Annotated in this window: 22 protein-coding genes; 7 read left to right on the forward strand and 15 right to left on the reverse strand. The window is 68.5% G+C overall.

Annotated features, from left to right (window positions below; genetic code table 11):
- Window positions 1-5: 5 nt before the first annotated feature.
- The 11 genes from flaI to P0R32_RS01785 all read right to left on the reverse strand — a co-directional run bounded on the left by flaI (window position 6) and on the right by P0R32_RS01785 (window position 9,565).
- On the reverse strand, window positions 6-1,673 hold the full coding sequence (flaI, locus tag P0R32_RS01735; protein WP_276238203.1) for an archaellum flagellar ATPase motor FlaI: 1,668 nt from the start codon (window positions 1,671-1,673) through the stop codon (window positions 6-8).
- A gap of 216 nt (window positions 1,674-1,889) precedes the next feature.
- Window positions 1,890-2,648, reverse strand: coding sequence for an archaellum protein ArlH (gene arlH / locus P0R32_RS01740; RefSeq protein WP_276238204.1), 759 nt, complete (start codon window positions 2,646-2,648; stop codon window positions 1,890-1,892).
- A gap of 4 nt (window positions 2,649-2,652) precedes the next feature.
- Window positions 2,653-3,105, reverse strand: a complete 453-nt coding sequence (gene arlG, locus P0R32_RS01745; protein ID WP_276238205.1) for an archaellum stator protein ArlG — start codon at window positions 3,103-3,105, stop codon at window positions 2,653-2,655.
- Between the two features lies 1 nt (window position 3,106).
- Window positions 3,107-3,553: an archaellum stator protein ArlF gene (arlF, locus tag P0R32_RS01750; RefSeq protein ID WP_276238206.1), complete on the reverse strand. Its 447-nt coding sequence runs from the start codon at window positions 3,551-3,553 to the stop codon at window positions 3,107-3,109.
- Complete coding sequence (locus P0R32_RS01755; protein ID WP_276238207.1) at window positions 3,537-4,988, reverse strand: FlaD/FlaE family flagellar protein; 1,452 nt, start codon at window positions 4,986-4,988, stop codon at window positions 3,537-3,539. Before P0R32_RS01755 ends, arlF begins: the two co-directional genes overlap by 17 nt.
- 210 nt (window positions 4,989-5,198) lie before the next feature.
- The gene (locus P0R32_RS01760; protein WP_276238208.1) at window positions 5,199-5,642 is read right to left on the reverse strand and encodes a chemotaxis protein CheD; all 444 of its coding nucleotides are present in this window, start codon (window positions 5,640-5,642) and stop codon (window positions 5,199-5,201) included.
- A 104-nt stretch (window positions 5,643-5,746) separates the two neighbouring features.
- Entirely contained in the window at window positions 5,747-6,946 is a 1,200-nt protein-coding gene (locus tag P0R32_RS01765) for a chemotaxis protein CheC (protein ID WP_276238209.1), read from the reverse strand.
- Window positions 6,947-6,948: 2 nt separating this feature from the next.
- Window positions 6,949-7,311: a chemotaxis protein CheY gene (gene cheY / locus P0R32_RS01770; RefSeq protein WP_276238210.1), complete on the reverse strand. Its 363-nt coding sequence runs from the start codon at window positions 7,309-7,311 to the stop codon at window positions 6,949-6,951.
- Window positions 7,312-7,408: 97 nt separating this feature from the next.
- On the reverse strand, window positions 7,409-8,314 hold the full coding sequence (locus tag P0R32_RS01775; protein WP_276238211.1) for a DUF7500 family protein: 906 nt from the start codon (window positions 8,312-8,314) through the stop codon (window positions 7,409-7,411).
- 46 nt (window positions 8,315-8,360) lie between these two features.
- The gene (locus tag P0R32_RS01780; RefSeq protein ID WP_276238212.1) at window positions 8,361-8,966 is read right to left on the reverse strand and encodes a flagellin; all 606 of its coding nucleotides are present in this window, start codon (window positions 8,964-8,966) and stop codon (window positions 8,361-8,363) included.
- Window positions 8,967-8,968: 2 nt separating this feature from the next.
- On the reverse strand, window positions 8,969-9,565 hold the full coding sequence (locus P0R32_RS01785) for a flagellin (protein WP_276238213.1): 597 nt from the start codon (window positions 9,563-9,565) through the stop codon (window positions 8,969-8,971).
- A gap of 213 nt (window positions 9,566-9,778) precedes the next feature.
- On the opposite strand from P0R32_RS01785, the gene P0R32_RS01790 reads away from it, so the two are divergent.
- The gene (locus P0R32_RS01790) at window positions 9,779-10,120 is read left to right on the forward strand and encodes a helix-turn-helix domain-containing protein (protein WP_276238214.1); all 342 of its coding nucleotides are present in this window, start codon (window positions 9,779-9,781) and stop codon (window positions 10,118-10,120) included.
- Between the two features lie 12 nt (window positions 10,121-10,132).
- Here P0R32_RS01790 and P0R32_RS01795 read toward each other — a convergent pair whose 3' ends face one another.
- The gene (locus P0R32_RS01795; protein WP_276238215.1) at window positions 10,133-10,864 is read right to left on the reverse strand and encodes an RAD55 family ATPase; all 732 of its coding nucleotides are present in this window, start codon (window positions 10,862-10,864) and stop codon (window positions 10,133-10,135) included.
- 199 nt (window positions 10,865-11,063) lie between these two features.
- On the opposite strand from P0R32_RS01795, the gene P0R32_RS01800 reads away from it, so the two are divergent.
- On the forward strand, window positions 11,064-11,642 hold the full coding sequence (locus P0R32_RS01800) for a HalX domain-containing protein (protein WP_276238216.1): 579 nt from the start codon (window positions 11,064-11,066) through the stop codon (window positions 11,640-11,642).
- A gap of 34 nt (window positions 11,643-11,676) precedes the next feature.
- Here P0R32_RS01800 and recJ read toward each other — a convergent pair whose 3' ends face one another.
- Window positions 11,677-13,152, reverse strand: coding sequence for a RecJ family nuclease (gene recJ / locus P0R32_RS01805; RefSeq protein WP_276238217.1), 1,476 nt, complete (start codon window positions 13,150-13,152; stop codon window positions 11,677-11,679).
- Window positions 13,153-13,610: 458 nt separating this feature from the next.
- Window positions 13,611-14,234, reverse strand: coding sequence for a GTP-binding protein EngB (engB, locus tag P0R32_RS01810; RefSeq protein WP_276238218.1), 624 nt, complete (start codon window positions 14,232-14,234; stop codon window positions 13,611-13,613).
- Between the two features lie 119 nt (window positions 14,235-14,353).
- Here engB and P0R32_RS01815 point away from each other — a divergent pair, with 119 nt between their 5' ends.
- The 4 genes from P0R32_RS01815 (at window position 14,354) to P0R32_RS01830 (ending at window position 17,911) form a co-directional block, all read left to right on the forward strand.
- Window positions 14,354-15,088, forward strand: coding sequence for a 5-formyltetrahydrofolate cyclo-ligase (locus P0R32_RS01815; protein ID WP_276238219.1), 735 nt, complete (start codon window positions 14,354-14,356; stop codon window positions 15,086-15,088).
- 71 nt (window positions 15,089-15,159) lie between these two features.
- Entirely contained in the window at window positions 15,160-16,485 is a 1,326-nt protein-coding gene (locus tag P0R32_RS01820) for a TIGR00341 family protein (RefSeq protein WP_276238220.1), read from the forward strand.
- Window positions 16,486-16,706: 221 nt separating this feature from the next.
- Window positions 16,707-17,438, forward strand: coding sequence for an SIMPL domain-containing protein (locus P0R32_RS01825; RefSeq protein ID WP_276238221.1), 732 nt, complete (start codon window positions 16,707-16,709; stop codon window positions 17,436-17,438).
- A gap of 65 nt (window positions 17,439-17,503) precedes the next feature.
- Window positions 17,504-17,911, forward strand: coding sequence for an SHOCT domain-containing protein (locus P0R32_RS01830; protein WP_276238222.1), 408 nt, complete (start codon window positions 17,504-17,506; stop codon window positions 17,909-17,911).
- A 4-nt stretch (window positions 17,912-17,915) separates the two neighbouring features.
- On the opposite strand, the gene P0R32_RS01835 is transcribed toward P0R32_RS01830, so the two are convergent.
- A complete protein-coding gene (locus P0R32_RS01835; protein WP_276238223.1) occupies window positions 17,916-18,884 on the reverse strand; it encodes an NOG1 family protein in 969 nt (322 codons plus the stop codon).
- A gap of 345 nt (window positions 18,885-19,229) precedes the next feature.
- Here P0R32_RS01835 and P0R32_RS01840 point away from each other — a divergent pair, with 345 nt between their 5' ends.
- Window positions 19,230-20,459: a translation initiation factor IF-2 subunit gamma gene (locus tag P0R32_RS01840; RefSeq protein ID WP_276238225.1), complete on the forward strand. Its 1,230-nt coding sequence runs from the start codon at window positions 19,230-19,232 to the stop codon at window positions 20,457-20,459.
- The last annotated feature ends 22 nt before the right edge of the window (window positions 20,460-20,481 follow it).

Genomic DNA, 20,481 nt, shown 5'->3' on the forward strand with positions numbered 1-20,481 from the left:
GGCGATCAGGTCGAGCGGTGCATGTCGAAGGGGAGTCCGTCGACGCCGTCGCGCTGGAACGCCTCGATGGCCTCGTTGACCTCGTGGTAGCCGAGGATCCCCTCTTGGATCATCCGCTCGATGAGCTCCGCGCGGAAGCTCAGGTCGTCGTAGATGTCGCGGGTGTCGGCGTACCCCAGCAGCGTCGCGATCTGTTCTTCGAGCACGTAGGAGTTGTTGCGCCCGCGGAACACGATCTCGTCTTCCACGGGGTCCCAGTCGAACACCTGCCGGGTGACGACGCCGTCCATCTCCTTGGAGTACCCCTCGATCTCCTGGACGGAGGTGACCCGACGCAGGACCTTGTCGCCCTGCTTGACACGGTTCTGGAACAGCGCCACGTCGGCCACGTCCATGAACGTCTCCGGGACGTTGATCGGCTCGGAGGTGAACCGCTGGATCATCGAGACGATGTCGGATGCGTGGAACGTCAGCATCACGGGGTGCCCCGTCTGGGCGGCCTGGAACGCCATGCGCCCCTCCGCCCCACGAACCTCACCCATGATGATGTAGTCGGGGCGCGAACGCAGCGCGGCCGCGACGAGGTCGAACATGTCGACCTCGTTGTCCTCGCCGCCGTCGCCCTCACGGGTCAACAGCTGCTGCCACGTGCTGTGTGGCGGGATGACCTCCGCGGTGTCCTCTGCGGTGTAGATCTTCGAGTCGCGGGGGATGTACGAGAGGATCGCGTTGAGCGTCGTCGTCTTCCCGGACGCCGTCTCCCCGACGACGAACACCGTCTGCTCGTTCTCCAGACACAGCCAGAGGTACGCCGACAGCTCCGGCGACAGCGTCCCCCAGTTCGTAATCTGGTTGATGGACAGCGGCGTCTCCTCGCCCTGACGGATGGTGAGCGAGGAGCCCTTGATGGAGACGTCGTCGGAGTAGATGATGTTGATACGCGACCCGTCCGGCAGCGTCGAGTCGACGATGGGGTTGGAGTCGGAGACGGGGTCGCCCATCCGCTCGCCCATGTTGCGCAGCCAGTTGTCGAACTCCTTCGGGGTCCCGAAGTCGACGGTCGTCTCCAGCATCCCGAACACGCCGTGATCGACGTGGCACTCCTTCGGGCCGATCACGTGAATGTCCTCGTTCTCCGGGTCGCGCATGACCGGCTCCAGCGGCCCGAAGCCGACGATGTCGCGGTTGAGGCGGTAGCGGATGTTGTCGTACGTCTGCTTGGACACCTCGATGCGCCCGAAGTTCTTCACCTTCGAGAGCACCCCCGGACTCGTCTGCTCTTCGGTGACGGCGGTGACCTCCTCCAGCAGCTCCTCGATGAGGTCGTCGTAGCCAGACTCGCCGTCGGGCGCGGGCTTGTGCCCGCTCTGGCGGAGGAGCTTCGACTTCACCGACTCGAGCACGGACTCCTCGGCGCCCGAGAGGTTCGGCTCGACGGTGTAGTACTTCGTCTCCTGGCCGAAGTCGCCGTACACGTGACAGAAGATCGGCCCGCCGACGGGGTACAGCACGTTCGGCCGTTGGGCCTCGTGCTCGCCTTCGATCTCGTCGACGAACATCGGGAACTCGCCCGTGATCTGCTTGAACTTCTGCAGGTGCTCCCGAAGGTGGGGGCGCTTCATCGCCAGCTGCTTCAACTCGCTCGACGGATTCGCCTGTCCCTGGTCTGTCATCGTTCACACCTCCGCACCGGGGCACCCCGGCGCGAGTTCGCGGCCGACCGCGTGACGGCACCGATCCCCCGGCTCCCTGCAGGGGTGGTACTCATTACGACGACAAACCGACGAGCGAAGCATAAAGCCTCCCCGCGAACTATCACGGGCGATAACAGACCGGGTGACGGCAGCGACGACGAGGGCCGAAGACGCGTGAGTCGGAGACGCGGGGCGTCAGGCGACGCTGCGCGACTCGATGACGATGCCGGTGCCCGAGCGGACGGAGAACCCGATGGAGTCACCGACCTGACTCCCCATCCCGGCGAAGCGCTTCACCGCGATGTTGCGGCGGACGTCGGAGCCGACCTCGACCATCTGGAGTTCGAGGAACACGTCGGCGATGGAGCGGAACGGCCCGATGGCGTCGTCGCCGACCGCCGAGGGGTCGACGGTGAGGACGATCACCTTCCCCGTGGAGATCATGTCCCGGAAGAACGAGATGATCTCCAGGGCCGCCTGTCGCTCGTCGTTGTTGCGGACGAGCGCCTCGAACGTTGGGTCGTTCCGGAGGATGGAGTCGAACGTGTCGATGATGATCACGTCGGAGTTCCACATCACCTCCGCCTCCATCAGCCGCTTGAGTAGCTCCTTGCGCTCGGCGTCGGAGTCGGAGAAGTTGCCGCCGGAGTCGAAGTCCGCCGCGAGGAACAGCAGGTCCTCGTTGAGCAGCGGCTTCGTCACGTCGTACCCCAGCGAGTACATCTGGTCGATGAACCCGGAGACGGTCATCTCCGTCGACAGCAGCGTGACCGACGCCCCCTCGTCGACGAGGCCGTAGGAGAACCGCTGGGAGATTGCCGACTTCCCGGCACCGTAGTCACCCTCCATGAGGACGATGGAGCCGCGGGGAATCCCGCCGCCCAGTTCCTTGTTCAGTTGGTCGCGCTCGGGCATCCCGATCGACAGCAGCGTGTTCTGTTGTGCTCGTGACATTGGCTTAGGTCCTGAAGCGGAACACTTCCTCGTCTCCGCGCACGACCAGCTTCAGGCGGTGGTCGGTGTCGGAGGTGAGTCCGCCCGTCGCGAACTCGATGCGCACCACGTCGCCGCGGTGCCAGGCGTCGCCGCCGTCGACGACGGTGACGGTCACGTCCGTGACGTAGGCGCCGTCGAGGATCACGTCGACGGCCCCCGGATCGACCGGGAGGTCGGACGCACCCGTGTTGCGGACGTGGATGGTGACGTTCTCGGTCGTGCCGTTGTAGACGCTCGCGCCGGCGTCGGAGACGATCTCCGTGTCGGCGCGGATCTCGCCGGCGACGTCGAGTGACTTCGCCGAGATGGCGTCGCTGACGCGGTCCACCTCGCTGGTGAGCGTGCCGGCGACGGACGCGGCGATGACGATCGCCGCGATGAACAGGATCAGTTCGGCGGCGCTCCCACCCGCCATCTCAGTTCACCCCGACCTCAATCGCGTCGCGGACGCCGTGCTCGACGACGACCTGCGTGCGGGCGGGCGCGCTCGTCCCGACGACGATCTCGAAGCGCGCCGTCTCGCCGGGCAGCCACAGGCCGGTGGCGGCGTCGCCCTCGACGGTCACGGTGACGTTCGCCGTCGGTGGGATCGCGTTGTCGACCAGCAGCGTCGTGTCGTTCACGCCGACGGTCGTCGTGCCGTCGTTGTCGGCGAGCACGACCAGCGTGTCGTTGCTCGTGTAGTACGTCGCGTTCGTCACGTCGACGGCGGTGTTGGCACGGTCGAGCGCGCGGTCGGCGGCGTCGTGGCGCGCGTCGGTGACCTGCTCGAAGCCGTTGGCCGCGGCGGGGTAGGCGATGCCGATGGCCAAGAACACCCCGAGGAAGACGACGCCGGAGGAGGCACTAACGCTGAGGCCCATGCATGCCTCCCGAGAGCTGCGGCCACCGGTCGATGACGACCGACTCGGCCGTGGCGTCGGTCAACTGCATGATGTACTTGAGCGAGCGCGTGTGGTGGTCCAGGTCGAGGTGGTCGGTGCCGGGGCGGTCCATCAGGTTGCGGTCGATGTCGCCGAAGCCCGAGAGGAACCCCTTGAGCTGGTCGGCCACCTCGTCGTCGATCCACTCGACGCGCTGGTAGTAGTTGACCGCCCGCACCGCGTCGGTCGTGGTGGACTCCTCGACGAGGAACTCCAGCCACTCCATCACCATCAGGTCGCCCACGTAGTCGCCCGGCAGCGACGTGAGGTACGGCTTGTCCGGTTCGTCCGAGAGGTCGTCCTCCTCGACGAACTCGAAGCCGCCGTCGTCGTCGACGCCCGCCGACCGTCGGCTCGGATCGGTCGGAGCCGCCGTCGACTCTGGCTCGGGCTCCGGTTCCGGCTCGTCGCCGAAGCCGAGGTCGTCGGCCTCGTCGTGCCCGTTGGCCTCTGGTTGGGTGTCGAGTGCGTCGAGCGGGTCGTCCCCGGCGTCCGGTTCGGCCTCGGCGTCTGGGTCGGGCTCGGCGCCCTCGTCCCAGTCGGCGTCGCCGGACTCGTACTCGTCTTTCAGTTCGCTGAAACTCTTTCCGCCGCCGTTATCGGTCGCCATGGTGTCAGTGTCAGTGTCGTCGTCTTCGTCCCCGAAGCCGTCGAGGTCGTCGTCGAGTTCGTCCCCTTCGTCCATCTCGTCGAAGTCGTCGAGGTCATCCATGTCGTCCATGTCGCCCATGTCGTCGTCGAGGCCCTCGCCCGCGAGGTCTTCGTCGAAGAAGCCCTCCGCGTCGGCGCTGGCCAGGTCTTCGTCGAGGTCTTCTTCCTCCTCCTCGTCGCCCGCGTCGTCGAACAGGCCGAAGCCGCCCTCGCCGCCGCCGCCGAGGTCGCCGCCGGCTTGCACGTCGTCGACGAAGGGGTTGATCCCCCGCGTGACCATCTCGTAGATGTCGAGGAGACTCCGCACGTCCTCTCCCATGTCCTCGACCTTCCCGGAGATCTCCTCGTTCTCCGAGCGGACCGTGTTGACGGTCGAGGAGAGGCTCGCGACCTCGTTCTCGAGGTCGTCGACCCGTTTCTCCAGTTCGGCGACGCCGTCGTCGCCGCCACCGTCTTCCCCCGCGAAGGGGTCGTCATCGTCCCAATCATCCATGCCGCCGAGGTCGCCGAGGTCGTCGTCGCCGCCGCCGCCGCCGCCACCGAAGGCGCCGTCGTCGCCGCCCAACAGATCATCGCCGTCGTCGACGTCCCCGGGCCCGTCGTCGCCGTCGCGGAAGCGGTCGAGCAGGCTGGCTCCCAGCAGCCCGAGCGAGACCAGCAGTCCCGCGTCGGCTCCCGGGATCCCGCCGACCCATGCTCCCGATAGCGCGGTGAGGAGACCCATTACACCTCACCACCCACGAACGAACCTTAAACCCTGCCCGCGGATTATCGAGGGCGATAACCCCCGTCGCAGGCGTTCTCCGGGGAGTACGGCCGATCTGTGGATCGTGACTGCGGTCGTGACCGGCGAGAATTCCCGTCAGCGAGGTGGAACGAACGATCCGCGCAGGCGCGACGCGACCGACGGATCGAGCGAGAACAGGCGGCGGCGTTACAGAACGATGGTCTCGCCGCCGGCGTACGAGACGTGCAGGGTTCCGGTGTCGGTCTCGAAGCGCAGCGAGCGACCGCGAGCGCCGCCGGTGTCGGCGTCGACGAGCGGGATGTCCCGGTCGGCGAGCGCGGCCTCGGCGGCCGCGACGTTGCGTTCGCCCACGGACCCGGCGTCCTCGCCGAGGTCGAACTCGATCATCTGGGCGGCGCCCGCCACCTTGGCGTGGAGGCCGTCGGGGGGTGCACCGGCGGCCGCCAGCGCGTCGACCAGCGCGTCGATCCCATCGACGACGAACTTCTCGTCTGCGCCGGGACGGTCTGCCGCCTCGGGCAGCATCGCGTGGAGCAGTCCGCCGACGCCGGTCGTCGGGTGGTACAGCGCGACCCCGAGACACGAGCCGAGACCGCTGGTGACGAGCACCGCTCCGTCGGTAGCGACCATCGCGTCGGACAGTCCGACCTTCCGACGCGGCGGCGACGACTCGCCCGGAACCGGGGACGAGGAACCGCCCGCAGGCGGGGAGTCGGAGGGACTCACGGCGTCGCTCACCGAGGGAGGCCGCCGTCTGTCGCGGCGGGCTCGATGCGGTCCAACGCCGCCGCCAGCTCTCGCTGGTCGGGCAGCGCGTAGATGTCACACCGGACGTTGCCGTCGGGGGTCCGGACGGTCGAGTCGATGATGAAGGCGTGGTCTTGCGTCTGTCCGAGCCGACTCACGAGCGGGCTCATCACCGCCGACCCCATGTCGTGGACGAACTGCGGCGGCGTGTGCTCGATACTCGTTCCGAGCACGTTCGCCCAGCCGTCGATGAACCCGGAGGTCATGATGTTGCCCAACTCGCGGAGGGCACCCTTCTCCATGTCTCCGATCCCGGGCTCGGTCTCGGTGGGGATCATGCCGCTGGCGACCTCCTCGGCGGAGGCCTCGTCGAACAGGATGGCGAGGTAGCCGCTCGGGTCGCCGTGCAACTCGAACACCGTTCCGGCGACGGTCTCTTTGCCCAACTCGGAGGGCACGTCCTGCACCGGGACGAAGCGGAGCCGCGACACGTCGACGTCCGTCTCGGTACCGGTCATCATCGTGATGTTGTCGGCGGCGGAGGCCGCCCCCTGCCGGGTCATCTCGTTGAACGTCGGCAGTTTGTTCACCGGCACGGCGTCGCCCGCCTCGCCGACGGGGCCGTCGTGGCCGAGCATGTCCGTGAAGCCGGCGTACTCCGGGAGCATGTAGATCGTGAACTCCAGGTCCTCGTCCATCGACGACACGCTCGACTCGAACATGAACACACCCTTGCGGTCGTCGTCGAACGCGCCGTCCGGGAGCACGTCCGTTCCCGACGCACGGATGTACGCGGGCGGCGTCATGTCGATGGCGACGCCGAGGTGGTCTGCCCACCCGTCGATGAACCCGGAGGTCATGATGTTGCCCGCCTCGGTGACGCCGCTCCTGACGAGTTCGCCGTCGCCGCCCCCCGGCAACAGTCGGTCGACGAGGTTGCGCGCGGCGTCCATTTCGAACGCCATCACCGTCTGTCCGCTGATACCGCCGTCCAGACCGATCTCGACGCCGACGAACTCGCGGCCGGCGAACGCCTCCCGCAGGTCGCCCGCGGCCATCAGCGTCACGTCGGTCACGTCGACGTACACGTTCGCCCCCGCGAGCTGTCCCAGCGCGTCCGCCGCGCGGTCTGCTCCCTGGCTCGCGAGGTCCGAGAACTCCCCCAGCGACTGGATGTCGACGTACATCCCTACGCTGGGACGACGTCGTTGATGGCTTCGAGCACGTTCGGCTTCTGGAACGGTTTCGTGATGTACCCCTCGGCGCCCGCCTTCACCGCGGCCTTCATCTTCTCTTCTTGCCCGACGCTGGTGCACATGATGATGCTCGCGTCCGGGTGCTCCTCCGTGATCTCGGTCGTGGCCTCGATTCCGTTGCGGATCGGCATGACGATGTCCATCATCACGATGTCGGGGGCGTGTTCGCTGTAGAGGTCGACTGCCTCCACACCGTTCTCGGCCTCGCCGACGATCTCGAACTCTCCTTCGAGGATCTCCCGCAGGAGGTTCCGCATGAACTCCGAGTCGTCTGCGATCAGCACGCTAGTCGGCATATATGAGATCGGCTCCCGGGAGCGATGATAAACGCTCCCCTGCGGGTATCAGCCGTGAAAACCGGAGGGCGACCGGCTACAACCGGAGAGCGACCGGCTACAGTTCCAGCCCGTCCTCGCGGTCGAGCGCGGCCAGGAGGTCCGTCATCGTGTCGTCGCGCGACATCCCGAGTCGCGCCAACGCCCGCCGAACGGCGTCGGGCGGGACCCGCGGCCCCGACTCCATGTTCGACAGGAGGATCCCGAGCGCCTCCTGCGGTGGCGTGTCGCCGCCGGCGGCGTCCGCGAACCAGGTGACGAGCGTCTCGAACGTCTCGGCCACGTCGTCGGACGCCATCCGGTGGCGGGCCGTCCGCCCGTCGAGCGACAGGGTCGCGTCGAACCCGTAGGCGAACTCCGTGTCCGCCAACGAGGCGGCGAGCCACTGTCCGACCGCGCCCGCGTCCAGTTCGCCGGACGAGGTGTCGCCGACTGCGTCACCGCGGGGGGCGCCGCGGCGCGCGTGTGAGGCGGGACGATCCCGAGTGCCCGCCTGGCCGGCACCAGCGTCGGTGTCCGCCGTCCCGGTTGGATCGGTCGGCAGGCCGTCGGCGGCGCCGTCAGGCGTCGACGGGTCGGCTGCCGGAGTGGCGTCTGTGGTCCCGGCGGTCCCGGAGCCCGGGCCGGCGCGCCCGGGACTCACGGCGTCGGCGGCGGTGTCTGCCGTCGTCCCGGGTGCGTCTGTCGACGTGCCGGCCGGATCCGCCGTCGCACTGGGGCCGTCGTCCGGGGAGAGTCCCTCGCGGGCGGCCTCGGCAGTCGCGGCCGCGTCGATCTCGGGGGCGTCGTCGCCCGCGTCGGCGGAGCCGTCGTCGGGCTCCTCCTCACGGGGTTGGCGCGGCGGGCGGCGGCCCGGCGAGACGACGTAGCGGTCGTCGCCCAGCTCGCGGACGTACTCGCTCTTGGAAATGTCGAGGTCGTCCGGGTCGAGGCCGGGGTTGCCGCGCGGCGCGTCGTCGCTCATAGTACGGTGTTCTGTGGTGTACGCTAAAAAGTGTGGGCGGGCCGGTCTACAGCTCGACGCCCTGCCGGTCCCCGAGCGACTCGGGCACCGTGAAGCGGATCGTCGTCGTCGCGCCGGCGCGCGTGTTGATCTTGATCGTTACCTCTTCGCCCTCGTTGAGCACCTCGGGCTGCCCGCTGCCGCTACCGAGGTCGAAGTCGATGTTGAACCGGTCGTCCGGATCGTCGAGGACGGTGTTAGAGCCGTCGGCGTTCTTCACGACCGAGGTCTGGAAGTCGTCGTCCACCGAGGTGGACGCGTTCACGTGGTTGAGCATGAACGTCCCGTCCGGACCGATCCAGGTGATGGTCGTGTTCTCGAGGTCGATCTCGCCGGCACCGGGCGCCAGCGTCACCGTCACGTTGACGGCGTCGATGAACGGCCCGCTGCCGGTGTCGGTGACGTTACCGACGGTGGCGACCTCCTGGAGACGGTTACTGACCTGCTTACTGCTCTGGGTCCCCGTCTCCTGGGCCTTGCTCTGGAGGAAGCCGGCGGTGTTGACCAGGACGCCCGCAGCGATCGCTGCCACGAGCACCATCGCGATGAACACGATGAGCGTCCCGATACCGACCTGCCCGCGCTCTTCCTCCTCAGTGACGAACTCGAACACGGTTACAGTTCGACGGCGCTCTTCTGGCCGAGCGATTCGGGCACCGTGAAGCGGATGCTCGTGGTCGCGCCGGACATCGTGTTGATCTTGATCGTCACTTCCTCACCCTCGGAGAGCTTGCCGGGGCCGTTGGCCGTGGTGTTGAGGAGGAAGTTGACGTTGAAGCGGTCGTCCGCGTCGTTCAGCACCGTGTTGGAGCCGTCGGTGTTCTTCACCGCCGTGGTGTTGAACTGCCAGTTGGTTCCGGAGGCTTCGTCGTGCGTCAGCGTCTCGGTCCCCGACGGACCGATCCAGTTGATCGTCGCATTCTGGAGGTCGATTTCGCCGGCCCCGGGCGCCTGCGTCACGGTCACGTTGACCGCGTATATCTGGTTGTTCGCCGTGTCGACCTGCCCGACAGTGACGACCTCCTGGAGCCGGTTACTGACCTGCTTGCTCGACTGCTGACCCGTCTCCTGCGACTTACTTTGGAGGAAGCCGGCGGTGTTGATGAGGACGCCCGCGGCGATCGCCGCCACGAGCACCATCGCGATGAACACGATGAGCGTCCCGATACCAACCTGCCCGCGCTCTTCCTCGTCTGTGATGAATTCGAACATTTGTGGTTCTCTCGGTCCCGTCCCGTTCGTGGGGCGGGCTCTGTAGGCGACGACTCAGATTTCAGTAATAAACCTACGGCGCTAGATATCAGAAAAGATATTCCACGAACGGTATCGATCTCGATAGACTGATCTCCCAACCATCGAAAACCGAGCCGAGGGAGCCGATTCGAGGCGGTACGCTTATGAGTATCAAAATCACTACTGAGAGCTATGGCCGGGGACGACGAGGAGATCATCGAGGTGCTCGGGAACAAGTACAACCCCGAGATCCTCGACGCGGCGGGCGAACCGAAGTCGGCACAGGAACTCTCGGACCAACTCGGGGTACCGATCGCCACCTGTTACCGGCGGATCAACGAGTTGGAGAGTACCGAGCTACTGGAGCTCCACGACCGACCGCTGTCGGACGAACACCGACGGATCAAGGTGTACCGTCGCTGCGTCGACGGCGTGAACGTCACCTTCCGCGACGGCCTGACTGTCGAGTTGGAGGAGCGCTCTGAGGTGAAGAACAAACTCGACGACGTGTGGCGGACGATGACCGACGGCTGAGCGTCGCCGCGCTCAGAAGCCGCCGTCGGGGCTGTCGCGCCCCATCATCGAGAAGCCGCCCGCCCGCTCGTACACTTTGATCCCGCCCTCCCCGATCTCCATCGGGAAGATGTCGGTGTCGATGTCCTGTTTGCGCATCTTGGCGACCCACACGTAGCGGTTGACGCCCGAGTCCGTCGGCGTCTGGATGAAGTAGATGTTCCCGTCGGTGAGGAAGTTCTCTAACCCGATCTCCGTCTCGGGGAACACCGCCCCCTGCTCGTTGATGAGCAGCGAGGTGAGGCCGTTCTGCTTCAGGATGTCGGAGAACTTCAGGAGGTACGTCCGCTTCTCCTTCTCGTCCTCGAAGAACAGCGAGAACATCGTCAGCGAGTCGAGCACGAGTCTGTCGTAGGAGGTGTTCGCGAAGTCTTCGAGGAGCGTCTCGAGCGCCGACGAGAAGTCCCCCTCGCGGAGCATGTGCTGTTTGTCGTACACCTTGATCGCACCCTCGTCGACGAGGTCGCCCCAGCGGTCGAAGCCGATCGACTCGGCCGCCTGCCGGATGTCCTCCTCATTCTCCTCGAAGGAGATGTAGATGCCGTGCTCGTCGTGGTCGGTGACGCCGTCGTACAGGTACTGGATGCCGAAGAGGGACTTCCCCGTCCCCGGATTCCCGCTCACCAACACCGTCGCGTGCTCGACGAGCCCCCCGTTGAGGATCGAGTCGAGGCCGTCGACGCCGGTCGGAACCGTGTCTACCATATCGCTAGTCGGCGTCCTCACATATGAAAACGGTTGCGCCGTGGGCGCGTGTCTGAGCGGGGATCGGGCGGGTCGAACGCCGATCCAGCCCGTCGAGTGGGCGCGATTCGGTGCCAGCGTGCGATAGTTTTAAGCAGGAACACATCCGCGTCACCAACATGACTGACCGCGGGGTCAAGCGCGTGCGGGGGCGGTCGTCGTGACACGGCACGTGCTCATCGTCGAGGACGAACCAGAGGTAGCCGAGTTGTACCGCGGCTACCTCGCCGGTGACTACGACGTGACTGTCGCGAACACCGGCGAGGAGGCGCTCGACCTCGTCGACGACGCGACCGACGCGGTGCTGTTGGACCGACGCCTGCCGGACACGTCCGGCGCGGAGATCCTCGCGGAGATCCGCGAGCGCGACCTCGACTGCCGCGTCGCGATGGTGACGGCGGTCGAACCGGACGTCGACATCGTCGAGATGGGGTTCGACCTGTACCTCGTGAAGCCGGCGACCCGCGACGACATCCAGTCGGCGGTCGAACGCCTCGGCACCCGCGCAGAGTACGACGACACCCTCCAGCAGACCGCCTCGCTCGTGACGAAACGCGCCGTACTGGAGGCCGAGCGGACGCCCGCCGAACTCCGCTCGTCGCCCGAGTACGAGGACCTCCTCTCGAACATCGAGACGCTCCAGTCGGAACTGGACGACCTCGCGGACGCCTTCTCCCCGGACGACTACCGGATGCTGTTCCGCGACATGAGCAAGTCGTCGGCCTCGGAGTCGGCGTAAGGACTCTCGCCGGCCGACTGCCGGACGCGACCGTTCACTCGTCGCCAGCTAGTTGTTCGCCGACGAGTTCGTCGACCGCCGCGAGGAACGCCTCCCGCTGGTCCGCCGGGATGGTCGCCCCCGCGGCCACGTCGTGCCCGCCGCCGTCGCCGCCGACGGACCGACTCGCCTCGCGCATCACCGCCGAGAGGTCCAGGCCCTCGCGCACGAGGAAACCGCTCCCCCTGGCGGACACCTTCGTCTCGCCGTCGCCCTTGTCGGCGAAGGCGACGATGGGCTTGCGCGCGGAGACGCCGTCGGCGCCGACGGCCATCCCCGCGACGATGCCGACGATGGTCTCGCGGATGCGCGTGCCGGCGTCGAACCACTGGAGGTTGTCCATCCGCTCGACGCCCTCGTTCGTCACCCACTGGAGCCCCTCAGAGAGGTTCCGGCGGTGGTTGCGCAGGAGGGTGCGCGCGCGCTCCAGCGCCGCACCGCGGTCGCCGAGACACACCGCGAGCCCCACGTCGGCGCGCTCGTAGCGGGCGGTCGCGTTGAGGAGCGTGGAGAACTCGCTCACGTCGCGGAGTTCCGTCCCGGGTTCCTCGTCGGCGAGCACGTACGTCGTCCCGACCAGCGAGTCGACGCGCTCGCTGGGGACGCCCGAGGACACCGCCCGGCGGATGAGCGCGCTCGCGACGGTGCGGCGCTCGTCGGCCGTGAGGTCGACCCACCGGCGCCACTCGTCGTCGCCGGTCTTCATCGGCACGTCCAGGTCCGAGAGGAACTCGATGGCGCCGGCCTGGTCGTTGGAGATGCCCGGGATGCGCGCCTCGCTGGCGTACTCAAGCAGTTTGGGGAGCGGACGGGTCTGGCGACCGTACAGCGCGAGGTCGGTCACCTCCTCGAGCGCGTCGGCGGCGACGGCGTCGGCGACGAGGCCCTCGTTGGCGCCCGAGAGGCCCCCCTCGCCGTCCTGCATGTCGCCGACCGCACCGACCACGGCGAGCGCGGCGAGGTCGCGGTTGTCGGTCCCCGTCGCGTCGCCGAGCGCCCGCGCGAGGAGGTAGGCGGCGCCCGCGCCGGACAGTTCGCTGGCGCCGTCGAGCCCTTCGAGGAGCGGGTTCAGGTGGAACTCCGTCTCCGCGTCCGCGGGCTGGTGGTGGTCCGCGATGACGGGGACGAAGTCGCCCGCATCCTCGTGGGGTGCGATCACGTCGAGTTGGCCGCTCCCGAAGTCGGTGAAGCAGACCACGTCGTAGTCGGTGGCGGCGATAGAGGCGACGGCGTCGGCGTCGAGCTGCTTGAAGAACGCCGTCTCGAAGTCGAAGCCGGCGCGCTCGAACGCCGACGTGGCGACGGCGGCGCTGGTGAGGCCGTCGGCGTCGATGTGCGAGCACAGGAGGAACTCGTCGGCCTCGCACAGGCGCTCGGCGCAGGCCGTAGCGCGCTCGCGGAGCGCCGGGACGGGGAACACGTCGCTGTCGCCCGCTTCCCGCTCGTCCGCGTCGGCGTCGGCGCTGGCCATCGTTGTGGGTGGGTGCGGCGTTCTCGGGTAAAAACGCTCGTACTCCGACGGCCTCCCGGTCGCAGTTGCGGTGGCGGTGGTTGTGGCAGTGGCGGTTGCGGTGGCGCGCGCCGCCCGTGCTCCGTCGCGGGCGGAAGCGCGCGAGGGATGAGCGAACCGCGAGCGGAGCGAGCGATGCGCGGTCGAGCCCTGCGAGACCGCGAACGCGAACGGGGAGCGGAGCGACCCGTGAGCGAGGGAGCGAATCGGCTGGGGAGGAGGTGGCGGCGGTGCGGAAGCGGTGGGTGGGGCTGAAAGGGGCCGGCGCCGTCGGCGAGCGAGGCGACGCAAGCACCGTAGCGCGAACGACGTGAGCGCGAGGCGCGCAGCGAGCCGCAGCCGTCGACGGCGCCGGGGGCTTTCGAGGACGCGGAGATCGGAGCCGCCGAACCCAACGAAACCGATCGAACCGACCGAGGCTACTTCACGAACTGGAGCAGGTCGTCGCGCTTCGCCTCGCGGAAGCAGTCGCGCAGCGCCTCGTTCAACGGTTCGATGCTCCCCTTCTTCGCCGTGATCGGTGCGATGGTGTCGTCCCACTGCTGCCACGGCGGGTACAGCCCCAGGCGCTCACACAGCGCGTTCAGCCGCTCGTCGCGGTCGTCCACCTTGTCCATCTTGTTCACCGCGACGATCGGTTTCACGTCCACGTCCTGGAGGAAGCTGAACATCTCCACGTCGTGCGGGATGTCGCCCGCCTCGCTGTGGCGGTCGATGATGTCGATCACGGCCTTCCCGTCGACGACGAGGATGCCGGCGAGGATGGAGTCGGCGTTGTCCTCGACGTAGCGCACCACGTCCGTCTTGATCGCCTCGCGGTGATCCTCCTCGACACCGCTCATGAAGCCGAACCCGGGGAGGTCGGTGAACATGAACGACTGCGGCGCCCAGTCGAAGTGGTTCGGCTTCCGGGTGACGCCCGGCTTCTTCCCCGTCGTGAAGTCGTGGCCGGTCAACTCGCGCATCAGCGTCGACTTCCCGACGTTCGAGCGCCCGACGAGCACCACCTCGGCGTCACGGTTCGGTCGCCCTTCGAAGGTCATAGCGAGAGATGGACCGCGGCGCCGGATAAGCGACGCGGGTACGGACGGTCGGCGTCGGTCGAGGGGTCCGCTCCCGCCGGCAGCGACGCGCCCAAGTCCCCGCCGGGCGAGCCGTCGGCATGGACAAACAGCCCCTCCGCGAGCGGATCTGGGACGCGCTGGAGGACTCGGGCGAGGCGCGGTTCCCGTTCCCGCCCCACGGCCGCATCCCGAACTTCGCGGGCGCCGACGCCGCGTGTGACCGCCTCACCGCGACCGAGGCGTGGCGGGACGCAGAGACGATCAAGGCGAACCCGGACGCCCCGCAGTTGCCGGTCCGCCGCGCCGCACTCCGCGCGGGCAAGACCGTCTACATGGCCGTCCCCCGCCTGCGGGAGGAGCACCCGTTCCTCCGCCTCGCACCCGACGAGGTGCCGGACATCGACGACGCGACGACGGTGTCGGGGTCCTCGACACACGGCGTCCCGGTCGGCCCCGACGAGGTGCCCCACGTCGACTTGATCGTCTCCGGCAGCGTCGCCGTCACCGAGGCCGGCGGCCGGGTCGGGAAGGGCGAGGGGTTCGCGGACCTGGAGTTCGCCGTGTTGTCCGAGTTGGGCGCGGTGGACGCAGAGACGACCGTCGCGACGACGGTCCACGAGCTGCAGGTCGTCGACGAGGCGGTCGCGTTGGACGCCCACGACGTGCCGCTCGACCTGATCTGTACCCCCGAACGGACGCTCCGAACCGCCGAGGTCCGTGCGGCCGACGGCGACGATCCGACGCCCGCACGACCCGACGGCGTCGACTGGGACGCGCTCCCGGCGGAGAAACTGACCGAGATTCCGGTGCTCCAACGACTCGCACCGGAGTAGTCGACCGGATCGCGACCCGGCGCCGCTCGTCGCTCCGTCGGCTATAACTCCCCCGTGGGTGAGGTGTAGCCGTGCGACTCGTCCAGGTGATGGTTCCCGCGGGCAAACGCGAGACAGTACTCGCGACGCTCGACGACGAGGGTATCGACTACGTGCTCTCCGACGAGACGAGCGGTCGCGAGTACACCGCCGTCGTCTCGTTCCCGCTGCCGACAGAAGCCGTCGAACCGGTGCTCGCCGAGTTGCGCGAGGCTGGCCTCGAACGCGACGCCTACACCGTCGTCCTCGACGCCGAGACGGTCGTCTCCAAGCGCTTCGAGGCGCTGGAAGAGCGATACGAGAACGGCGACGAGGGCAACGGCGACCGGATCGCCCGCGAGGAACTGCTCGCGCGGGCGACCGACATGGCGCCGCGGTTCCCCACGTTCGTCACGATGACCGTCATCAGCGCGGTCGTCGCCACCGCGGGACTGCTGCTCGACTCCGCCGCGGTCGTCGTCGGGTCGATGGTCATCGCGCCGCTCATCGGCCCGGCGATGGCCGCCAGCGCCGGCACCGTCCTCGACGACGACGACCTGTTCGAGCGGGGGGTGAAACTCCAACTGCTCGGCGGCGTGCTCGCGGTCGCCAGCGCCGCGGGGTTCGCAGCGATACTGCGGTACGGGTCGGTCGTCCCCTTCTCCGCGAGCGAGGTGTTCTCCATCGCGGAGGTGCGCGAGCGCCTCGCGCCCGACGTGCTCTCGCTCCCCATCGCCCTCGGCGCGGGCGTCGCGGGCGCACTGTCGCTGTCGTCGGGCGTCTCCTCGGCGCTCGTCGGCGTGATGATCGCGGCGGCGCTGGTGCCGCCGACGGCGGTCGTCGGCATCGGCCTCGCGTGGGGCGAACCAGTCGCGGTGTCGGGTGCGGCGCTGCTCGTGCTCGTCAACTTCGTGTCGATCAACTTCGCGGCGCTGGCGACGCTGTGGTACAAGGGGTACCGCCCCGAGCGGTTCTGGCGCCTCGACGAGACCCGCGCGACGACGATCAAACGGGTCGGCGTGCTCGGCGTCGGCATCCTGCTGGCCTCGGGCGTGCTCCTCGGTGTCACCGTCGCGACCGTCGAGAGCGCGCAGTTCGAGAGCGCCGCCCAAGCGGAGGCGGACGCGCTGCTCGACGGTGACGCATACGTGTTGGACGTGGCGGTCACCTACGGCGGGTTCCCGTTCCGTCAGCCGACCGCGGTGACGGTGACGGTCGGTCACCCGCCGGGGGAGACGCCGCCACGGATCGCCGACGAGTTGGCCCGCCGACTCGCCGACGACGCCGCCTCGCCGTTCGGGGTGGGGAAGCCGGCGACGGTCGACGTGTCGGTGCGGTACGTCCCGGTCGAGAGCACGACCGTCGACGGCGCCGCGTGAGGCGAACGGGGACGCCACCACCCACGTCGACCCACCGACACCGACTCCACCGACACTGACACCAGCGACGCCGACACCAGCGACACCGACACCAGCGACACCGACACCAGCGACGCCGACTTCACCGCCGCTGACCGTCGGAGCCACCCCACCGCCGCGAAGACACAAAGCCGCGTTTGCGCCTACGGCACGGTAAAGCCCAGGGCGCGCGTCTCTCGTCCATGGACAGACGAGTCCTCCCTGCGCTCCTCGTCGCGGCCATGCTCGCACTCGCGGGCTGTGCCGGTGCGGCGACGAACGCCCCAGGCCAGTTACAGACGACGAACAGTTCGACCGCCGCGGCCACCGTCACCAGCGGCGGCACGGCCACCGTGAGCGCCTCCCCGGACCTCGCCGTGATCGGCGTCGCCGTCGAGGCACGCGCCGACACCGCCGCCGAGGCGCGCTCGCAGGTCGCCACCCAGGTCGAGGAACTCCAGTCGGCGCTGACCGACGCCGGCTACGAGGCGGAGACGACCGCGTTCCGGCTCAGCCCCGAGTACGACTACGCCGGCGAGACGCGCGAACTCGTTGGGTACCGCGCGTACCACGCCCTCCAGTTCGAGACGACGCCCGACGACGCCGGGAGCGCCGTCGACCTCGCGGTCGACAACGGCGCCACCGCGATCCAGACCGTGCAGTTCACCCTGAGCGACGAGCGCCGCGCCGAGTTGCGCGAGGAGGCGCTCGCCGCCGCCGTGAACGACGCCCGCGCGACCGCCGAGACGGTCGCCGGCGCCGCCGACCGCGGAGTCGGCTCGGAGCTGTCGATCCAGGTCGGCTCGGCCGGGTTCCAGCCGTACGACTCGCGGGTCGCCTACGAGACGGCCGCCGACGCCGGCGCGAGCACGTCGTTCGAGCCCGGAGAGGTGAGCGTCACGGCGTCGGTGACGGTGACGTACGAGTTGGAGTGAGCCGGCCCCGCAGTCGGGGGCTCACACCCGGAACCACCAAGTGATCCAGCGAGCGACACGACGCCGTGAGCGACGACGACTCCCGGCTGGTCACCGGGACGATGCTCGGACTGTTTCTCGCGTTCGGCGTCGACGTGATCGTGATCGTCGGCGCGCTGTGGTACGTCGGCGAGGTCGCCGGCTCGACCGCCGGTCGCGTCACCGCCGCGATCCTCGCCGCGTTCTCGCTGTGGGTCGTCGGCCGGTGGGTCCGCCTCCGGCGGGCCGACGGGACCGACGACGCGGCTGACACGGCGAGCGGTGAGGCCGACGCTGACCCGGTTGAGCGTCTCAAGCGGCGCTACGCGGACGGCGAGGTATCAGACGAGGAGTTCGAGCGTCGCATCGACCGCCTCCTCGACGCGGACAGCCGGTTCGAGGCGGGGGAGGTCGACGGGAACGAGGCGGGCGACCGACTCCGCGAGTCAGAGTAGCCGCTCAGTCCTCGCCGCGCGTCGGCAGATCCGGCTCGAAGCCGACGGCCTCGACCGCCATGTCGAGCACCGCGTCGACGTTCTCCTCCTCGGCGACGCTCATGTACGCGTCCGCCTCCACGTCGGTCGAGCGGTCGCTCTTGTTGCAGACGACGAGCACGGGGGCGTCGAAGCGCTCTTCGACCTCCGCGAGCAGTTCGAGTTGCGATTCCAGCGGGTAGCCGCAGTCGCCGGAGGCGTCGAGCACGAACACGACGGCGTCCGCGAGGTGCGTGAGCGCGGAGACGGCCTGCCGCTCGATGCCGTTGCGCTCCTCCTCCGGGCGGTCGAGGATGCCCGGCGTGTCGATGATCTGGTAGCGGATGCGGTCGCGCTCGAAGTGGCCGATCTGGACGGCCTTCGTCGTGAACGGGTACGACGCGATCTCGTTGGAGGCGCGCGTCACGTGGTTGACGAACGAGGACTTCCCGACGTTGGGGTAGCCGGCGACGACGATCGCGGGCTCGTCGGGGCGGATGTCGGGGAGCGTCTTCAGCGCGTCGCGGGCCTCGCCGACCGTCAGGAGGTCATCGGAGATCTCGTCGATGATGTCCGCCATTCGGGCGAACGCCTGCTTGCGGTGCTTGCGCGCGGTCTCGACGCCCGAGCGGCGCATCTTCGCCTGGTACTCCGAGCGCAACTCGTCGATCTGACGAGACGCCCAGTTCACCTCCGACAGCGCCTGGCGCAGTTCGTCCACGTTGACGACGGCGTCGGCGAGTTCGTAGTAGAACGGCTCGACCTCGAACTCGAAGTCGGGCCACGAGGTGGAGACGTTGGCGAGGTTGTCCGAGAGGATGTTCGCGGCGGTGATCAGCATCGTCTCCTGGGCGTCCCAGCCGTCTTTCGCGCGGCCGGCCCGGGAGGCGCGGGAGAACGCCTTGTCCAGGAGTTCCTCCGCCCGCGGTGTCGTGGGGAGGTCTTCGAACGTCATAGTCAGTTGTCGGGGATTGACGACGACGCCGTATAAGCCCGTTCGTTCGGGTTTCGCGTGTTCTCGGGTGTGTTTAGCCGTGTCGCGGCGGTGGGAGCGGGCGTACGTCGGGGCGGGTGCGGCGGGTCGATCGGCCGACGCGGGTGCCGCGACGGCGACGACACCCACGGTGACCACGGCGACCACGGCGACGCGGAGACCACAGTGACGGCCACGGCGGCGGCGACCCCCACGTCTGACGGAGCCGTGAAACACACAGACACGCACACGGAACCACGATCCCGGGAACAGCACCTTTATCAGGCGCACGAAGCGAAGTTCCAACGAGATTACTCTCGGAGGCCCATGGTGACGGAGCAAACACAACCGGAGGTGAACATCGGACTCGTCGGTCACGTCGACCACGGAAAGACGACGCTAGTGCAAGCGTTGTCGGGCGACTGGACCGACCAGCACAGTGAGGAGATGAAGCGCGGGATCTCGATCCGTCTGGGCTACGCCGACGCCACGCTGCGTCGGTGCCCGGAGTGCGACGAGCCCGAGTGTTACACCGTCGAGGAGACGTGCCCGGAGCACGACGTCGAGACCGAGGTCATGCGGACCGTCTCGTTCGTCGACGCCCCGGGCCACGAGACGCTGATGGCGACGATGCTGTCTGGCGCGTCCATCATGGACGGCGCCGTGCTCGTCGTGAGCGCCACCGAGGACGTTCCGCAGGCCCAGACCGAGGAACACCTCATGGCGCTGGACATCATCGGCATCGAGAACATCGTCATCGCCCAGAACAAGGTGGACCTCGTCGACGACGAGCGCGCCCGCGAGAACTACGAGCAGATCCAGGAGTTCGTCGAGGGCACCGTCGCCGAGGACGCGCCGGTCGTCCCCGTCAGCGCCCAGCAGGGCGTCAACGTGGACCTGGTCATCGCGGCGCTGGAGGAGCAGATCCCCACGCCCGAGCGCGACGAGACGCTCCCGCCGAAGATGTACACCGCCCGCTCGTTCGACATCAACCGTCCGGGCACGAAGGCGAAGGACCTGCTCGGCGGCGTGATCGGCGGGTCGCTCGCGCAGGGCACCCTGTCGGAGGGCGACGAGATCGAACTCCGTCCCGGTCGCGAAGTCGAGGAGGGCGGCTCCTCGGAGTACCACTCGATCGAGACCTCCGTTCGCTCGCTGCAGGCGGGCGGTCAGTCGCAGGAGAAAGTGGGCCCCGGCGGCCTGCTCGGCGTCGGCACCGGCCTGGACCCGAGCCTGACGAAGGGCGACGCACTCGCGGGGCAGGTTGCCGGCGAACCCGGCACGCTCCCGCCGACGCGCAACGCCTTCGAGATGGACGTCGAACTGCTCGACCGCGTCGTCGGCGAGGGCGAGGTCGACGAGATCTCGACCGGCGAACCGCTGATGCTCACCGTCGGCACCGCGACCACCGTGGGCGCGGTGACGAGCGCCCGCTCGGGCGAGTGCGAGGTCAACCTCAAGCGCCCGGTGTGCGCCGACGAGGGAGCGAAGATCGCGATCAACCGCCGCATGGGCGCCCGCTGGCGTCTCATCGGCGTCGGGACCCTCACGGAGTAACCGGGTGACGACGGTCGTGCTC

It is taken from the genome of Halobaculum marinum, from assembly GCF_029338555.1.
Taxonomy (GTDB): domain Archaea; phylum Halobacteriota; class Halobacteria; order Halobacteriales; family Haloferacaceae; genus Halobaculum; species Halobaculum marinum.